This is a genomic window from Frisingicoccus sp. (genome assembly GCF_048388605.1).
In the GTDB taxonomy this organism is placed as follows: Bacteria; Bacillota; Clostridia; order Lachnospirales; family Lachnospiraceae; genus Frisingicoccus.
On record NZ_DBGCTU010000050.1, the window covers coordinates 1 to 5,550 of the forward strand.

The 5,550-nt window shown below is 44.9% G+C and carries 8 protein-coding genes; 3 read left to right on the forward strand and 5 right to left on the reverse strand.

Annotation, left to right across the window (positions count from 1 at the left end; all coding sequences use genetic code 11):
- Positions 1–235 precede the first annotated feature (235 nt).
- Together ACMN7X_RS13295 and ACMN7X_RS13300 are read left to right on the forward strand one after the other, a co-directional pair.
- A complete protein-coding gene (locus ACMN7X_RS13295; RefSeq protein WP_418747945.1) occupies positions 236–583 on the forward strand; it encodes a hypothetical protein in 348 nt (115 codons plus the stop codon).
- 23 nt (positions 584–606) lie between these two features.
- A complete protein-coding gene (locus ACMN7X_RS13300; RefSeq protein WP_418747946.1) occupies positions 607–1,140 on the forward strand; it encodes a lipoprotein in 534 nt (177 codons plus the stop codon).
- A 50-nt stretch (positions 1,141–1,190) separates the two neighbouring features.
- Here ACMN7X_RS13300 and ACMN7X_RS13305 read toward each other — a convergent pair whose 3' ends face one another.
- The 5 genes from ACMN7X_RS13305 to ACMN7X_RS13325 all read right to left on the reverse strand — a co-directional run bounded on the left by ACMN7X_RS13305 (position 1,191) and on the right by ACMN7X_RS13325 (position 4,854).
- Positions 1,191–1,826 carry a hypothetical protein gene (locus ACMN7X_RS13305; protein WP_418747947.1) on the reverse strand — a complete coding sequence of 212 codons (636 nt, stop codon included), beginning with the start codon at positions 1,824–1,826 and terminating at the stop codon, positions 1,191–1,193.
- Positions 1,823–2,698, reverse strand: a complete 876-nt coding sequence (locus ACMN7X_RS13310) for an ATP-binding cassette domain-containing protein (RefSeq protein ID WP_177654328.1) — start codon at positions 2,696–2,698, stop codon at positions 1,823–1,825. The genes ACMN7X_RS13305 and ACMN7X_RS13310 overlap by 4 nt, the downstream gene beginning before the upstream one ends.
- 87 nt (positions 2,699–2,785) lie before the next feature.
- A complete protein-coding gene (locus tag ACMN7X_RS13315) occupies positions 2,786–3,964 on the reverse strand; it encodes an ATP-binding protein (RefSeq protein WP_177654326.1) in 1,179 nt (392 codons plus the stop codon).
- Entirely contained in the window at positions 3,952–4,626 is a 675-nt protein-coding gene (locus tag ACMN7X_RS13320; RefSeq protein WP_177654324.1) for a response regulator, read from the reverse strand. The genes ACMN7X_RS13315 and ACMN7X_RS13320 overlap by 13 nt, the downstream gene beginning before the upstream one ends.
- A gap of 42 nt (positions 4,627–4,668) precedes the next feature.
- A complete protein-coding gene (locus ACMN7X_RS13325; protein WP_418747948.1) occupies positions 4,669–4,854 on the reverse strand; it encodes a DNA-binding protein in 186 nt (61 codons plus the stop codon).
- Positions 4,855–5,016: 162 nt separating this feature from the next.
- On the opposite strand from ACMN7X_RS13325, the gene ACMN7X_RS13330 reads away from it, so the two are divergent.
- On the forward strand, positions 5,017–5,373 hold the full coding sequence (locus ACMN7X_RS13330) for a helix-turn-helix domain-containing protein (protein WP_227573384.1): 357 nt from the start codon (positions 5,017–5,019) through the stop codon (positions 5,371–5,373).
- The last annotated feature ends 177 nt before the right edge of the window (positions 5,374–5,550 follow it).

Below are 5,550 nucleotides of genomic sequence, written 5' to 3' on the forward strand. Positions count from 1 at the left end.
TGTAAACTTCTTTTTTTCTGTTTGCCATAATAAAAGGCCTCCTATGATTTAATATATTTTATCATAGAAGACCTTTATAGTGTTTAATTTACAGAGTTTTTTTCACAGGCTCGCAAAAACTGGTGCCGTTATTGTGGCGCCAACTTCTCAGATGGCGCGATATATTGACAGCATGGCTCGTGACCTTGGTTTGCAAATCCCGCCTCCTATTACTGCTGCCGATTGGATTCGAAGCATGCTCCCCCAACGCGAAGGCCATGATAAAACCTATCTGGTAGACGAGTTGCAAATGGTTCTGCATCAGCTGAATGTTAAAGCGGCAACGCTTGATAAAAATTATGAGGAGATGGTTCGTATGTTCGGAGTAAAGGAAACCTGCTGCACCAGATGCAGCCATCGGGATGTATGCCAGTATAAAGAGGAGTATCTGGCGGCCCAGCATGCTGTGGATGAAGTTAGCGTCCATTTGCCTACCAAAGATGAAAACTCTGCCCGGATGATTCGACTCCGTGATATTCCCTGGATCGAGCCGGTGGAACTGAAGTGCCGGCATTTCCAGCAGAACACCGGGGTAGCACGATAAAAAAATCAGGAGGACATTTCAAAATGAAGAAAATCATCACACTACTGATGGTCATAACTATGATATTCTCCCTTTCGGCCTGCGGAGAACCCAGTGGCCAACATCAAGACATGGTTTCCACCCTCGACACTGTGAGCGATCTCCAGGAGCGCCAGCCAACGCCGACTGACCTCGATTTCTCTCTGGAGCGCTATAACCTAATCCGCCGGGCCTATTGGGTCAACGGGCAGCGAGAAAAGGCTGCGGCCGTGGTTTGCCAGGTAGAAAAGCCCCTTGGATACATTGTGCTCTTTACTGAGAGCGGCAGCGTTGTGGGGCGGTTTGTAGTTGATGGTAAGGTCAGCAGTCTGAACAGTTACTTAACGCCGGATAGCGAGGCGTATTCCTCTGAGTATCGGCTTGATTGGGTCGCCGACGTGGACGGCTCCTATGGAGAGAACGATGCTGGGATATTCTTCTTTACTCCAGATGGTAAGTATGTCGAATGGACGGGCACCTACCTTTATTCTGACATTCCCTTTGAGGTGGACGATCCTGTCGTGAAGGTCGGAGGGTAACATCATGAGAAAGGCGTTGAGCATTGTGGGGGCGGTTGTAGTGGCCGCCCTCATTTGCGTTTTCTTGATATTTCTGGGCTGGGGTGACACCTGGCTCGGAAATCAAGTGGACTATGTGGATCAGAAGATTGACGATGCCACGAACTATGAAACCCGAAAAACTGTGGAGGACAGCTGCCGGGCGATGATCGCCTCCTATGAGGCCGACAAGCTGACCTAACCGCAAAAGCAAGCGCGGTAAATACCCGCACCATGTTTCGACTTGTTGACAGCCAACCATCTACATAGCCAATTTTGATTTCTTCATTACCGAACACATCGGAAACACTCAATCCGTTCCAATTTCCGTTCAGATCTGAAAATCGTGAAAAGGCTGCGGATTGCATGGCGTTTTGGTAAATATAGGCCGCATTCAACCCATGCAAATCTGATGTCGGCGCAAAATCAGACATCATTTGTCGCACTTTTTCATCGGTCAGGATTCCTTCATACTTTGCTGCGATTTCCTTGTCGATTTCTACTGCTGCTTTGCCGGAACCTTCACCGGCGTTCTGGTCAAAAGCGTATTTATTTTGATAGGTGGAAAAAGAAAGCAAAGCAGAGAATAGAAGTATCCCAATAAGGGTAACCATAGATAAACGCTTGGAAAAAATCTTCCGCAGTTCAAAATAAATTAGTTTTTTCATTCTTCACAGCCTCCTTTGAAATAAAACAGGTACAAATCTTCCAAAGTAGGCTGTACCCTTACTGCATTTTCCATCGGCGGACGCTCTCCAACAATCCGCAGGATTGTCTGGTTTTCACTAGTGTTCCGCAGATTACTTGTATTATAGGAAGCCGCGTATTTTTCCGCATAGGCAGTCGGAACCGTACATTCCCATACTTGACCGTTGATTTCAGAAGTAATCTCCTGCGGATTTCCAAAATGAATGATTTGCCCGGACTTCATCATAATGATTTCCTCCGCGATAAACTCCACATCGGAAACAATATGCGTAGACAGGATTACAATGCGATCTTTGGAAAAGGCACTAATCAAATTGCGGAAACGGACGCGCTCTTTCGGGTCAAGCCCCGCCGTCGGCTCGTCTAAAATCAAAATGCGGGGATCATTGAGCATGGCTTGTGCAATCCCTAAACGCTGTTTCATGCCTCCCGAAAAAGTTTTGATTTTGTGCTTACTTTCCTTTGATAAATCTACCGCTTCCAGCAGTTCTTTTGATTTCTTCCGCGCTGCCTTCTCGTCCAAGCCTTTTAGGGCAGAAACATATAGCAGGAAGTCAAACGCTGAAAAGTCCGGGTAATATCCGAAGTGCTGAGGCAAGTAGCCCAAGAGGCTTCGATAGCGTTCACCCAGCCCAACAGCATTTTTCCCATTCAACAGTATTTTTCCGGAAGTGGGATTTTGGATATTGCAAAGCAGCCGCATTAGCGTTGTTTTTCCTGCGCCATTTGCGCCCAGCAAGCCGTAGACACCATTAGCCAGAGTAATATTCAAATCGTCTACGGCGATTTTGGAACCGAACTCTTTTGTCAGTCCAACTGTCTTTAATTCCATAAAAAAGCTCCTTTCTCCATAGGGAGCAATAAAATACTCTCCATGTGTTTTCATGGAGAGTATAGCGGGTAAATATCTATTTTTTATCTACAAGACAGGAGTTTTGAAGAAGGCGGAAACTTTTGCTCCCACTTCGGTATTTTCAATCCTCAGATAACCGTTATGGTGTTCACAAAGCAGCTTACAAATATATAACCCAAGTCCGAAATGCTCGGAATGGCTGCTTTCCCCTGTGAAGTACGGATTTGCGGCTTTTTGTAGGCTGTCTTTATCCAAACCATTCCCATCGTCCGATACGGAAAGCAGCAAACCGTTGTCATGCAAGGCGAAAGATATTGTTACTAAAGTACGGGCATACCGCACAGCATTAGAAATCAAGTTGTTGCATACCTGTGAGATAAATGCACTGTCAAGAGATAGCTGCAAAATAGGGATGTTATTTTGTAAAATCAACTCTTTTCCGTTTTTCGTACAAACGATTTTTGCGCTGTCATACAAAGAAGATACCAACGGTTGCAAGTCAATCAACTTGTAATCCGGCTGCGTATCTTCCATACGCCTAAGATTGCTCATACTGCTCACATAGTTTTCCATACGGGAAATATGCTTTCCCATTGTGGCGGCGGTTTCCCTCGTTTGGGAATTGTCGCTGGCTTGCAGCATTTCATTATAGCCTTTTAGTACCGTCAGAGGGGTACGCAAATCGTGAGCAAAAGCGGCGTTGAGTGCTTTTCTTTCTTCAACTTGCCGCCACATTTTAGAGAAATTATCCGCAAGGGTTGTCCGCATGATTTCAAAGGATGCGCAAAGCTGCCCCAATTCATCGTTGCTGTCATAGTCGATTGAAAAGTCCAAATCATTGTTCGCTATTTTTTCAGAAGCCGCCCGCAGTTCAGCAAGCGGTTTTTTCAGTTTATTTTTGTAAAACAATAGCGCAGCCGCTATGATACAAAATGCAGAATAAATAGGGGGTGTAACGGTTGGCAACAAATCTAATATAGCAAGCAATTGTTCGTCTTGTTCGTTCAAGACAGGCAGCTCCTTATAAATATAAGTTCCTTCTCCCAAACGTTCCCCCTGTTCATTCGTCAAGTAGTATTTTTCGCCAGTATTAGGGTACTTTTCATTAATTTTATTGGCGACAGTTTCACATACAGAAGCAGTCATAATTGATAGGGCAAGAGCGAACATAACAAAGAGAACAATATAGAGTACAAGACTTTTACGCAGAGATAAATTTTGTACGGGTCGCATTATTTTAACCATTTATATCCGCACCCCCAAACTGTTTCAATATATACCCGGTCTGTATATGCCGCAATCTTTGTTCGTATCCTGCGGATATGCTCTGCCACAACGCTACTGTCGCCCTCGCTGTCATAACCCCAAATACGCTCATAAATCCGTTCTTTATCAAAGACCTGTCCCGGATTTTGAGAAAGCAGTTCCACAATATCAAATTCCTTTTTTGCAAGACCGACACGCTTATCACCAAAGAACAAGCAACGTTCCGAATAGTCAATCGTCAAATCACCAGAAAACTTGACTTGCGTTTCAAAGTTGTGTCGCGCTTCCCGGCGCAGATGAGCGCACACTCGCGCTTCAAGTTCCATAAGTGAAAAGGGCTTCACAATGTAATCGTCGCCGCCAACAGCAAAGCCGTTTACCTTATCTGTATCTTCGATTCGGGCAGTCAGAAAAAGGATTGGGCAGGATATGTGATCGCGGATACGCTTGCAAACCTCTAACCCGTCCGTTCCAGGCATATTGATGTCAAGCAAAATAATATCCGGTTGTTTTTCCACTTGCTTTAGTGCTTCTGCACCATTGGAAGCAGGCAAGACACGAAAGCCCTTGCTTTCAAAAAAGCTGCCGAGCATAGAAACAATATCGCTTTCATCGTCAGCAATCAGTATCTTTGCATTCATTATGCTCACCTCCTAACAGCAAATATAGCAATCATTTTTCAATTATTTATCTATTTTCCGAAAGTCTTTTGTACGAGCATCCATAGGCTTCTCCGCAGTTTTAGGGATCAGCCAAACACCGGCCATTTTCACGGCACTGGGGATACGCCCACCGGCGCAATAATAATTTACCCTACGAGGTGTCACGCCCCACTTTTCGGTGGCCTCTTTCAATGTCATATAGTCCATTTCGCACCTCCACAGAGTACATTATAGTTCTCTTACTCGAACAATACAAGTATGTGGAAATATCCCTCACCAAAATCGGTATAATCAGCCTTATTGACAAGCACAATAAGGTTATTCCATTGTAAAAATCAGCACGATAAAATATATTTGAGGTGAATGATTATGCCGATTGACGATTTAACCGCTTTGGGGCAAAAAATGCGGGAAGCCCGAAAGAAAAAAGACCTGACACAGCAAGAGCTTTCCGATCTGAGTCATGTATCTGTCAAGCAGATTGCCAACATCGAAAAGGGAAAGATGAATCCGTCTTACTTGATTTTGAAGGCATTGGCAAAGGTGCTGCCGATCTCTCTGGACTCTCTGATCAATCCAGATGTTTCTCCAGAAGATGAGGGAGCCAATCAAATGAAGATGCTTTATTGCAGCTGTCCATCAGAAATGCGTGAAACCCTCTTGCACCATACGCAGGAGACCGCAAAAGAACTAACAGAACTATCCGAGAAATTTGAAACGAATTGAGCCGGTGAGTGAAATTTGACTGTTTCCTCACTGGCTCCTTTCATTTCCGGGTAAAAATTGGCAAGCAATGCCGGTGTTAATACACACCGACCCGCAGAGCGCAAAATCCCTCCGTGATTTTCCTCTCCGCTTGCTTGTTGAGGGCAGCGCCCCCAAGCCCCTTTGAACACAGAATTT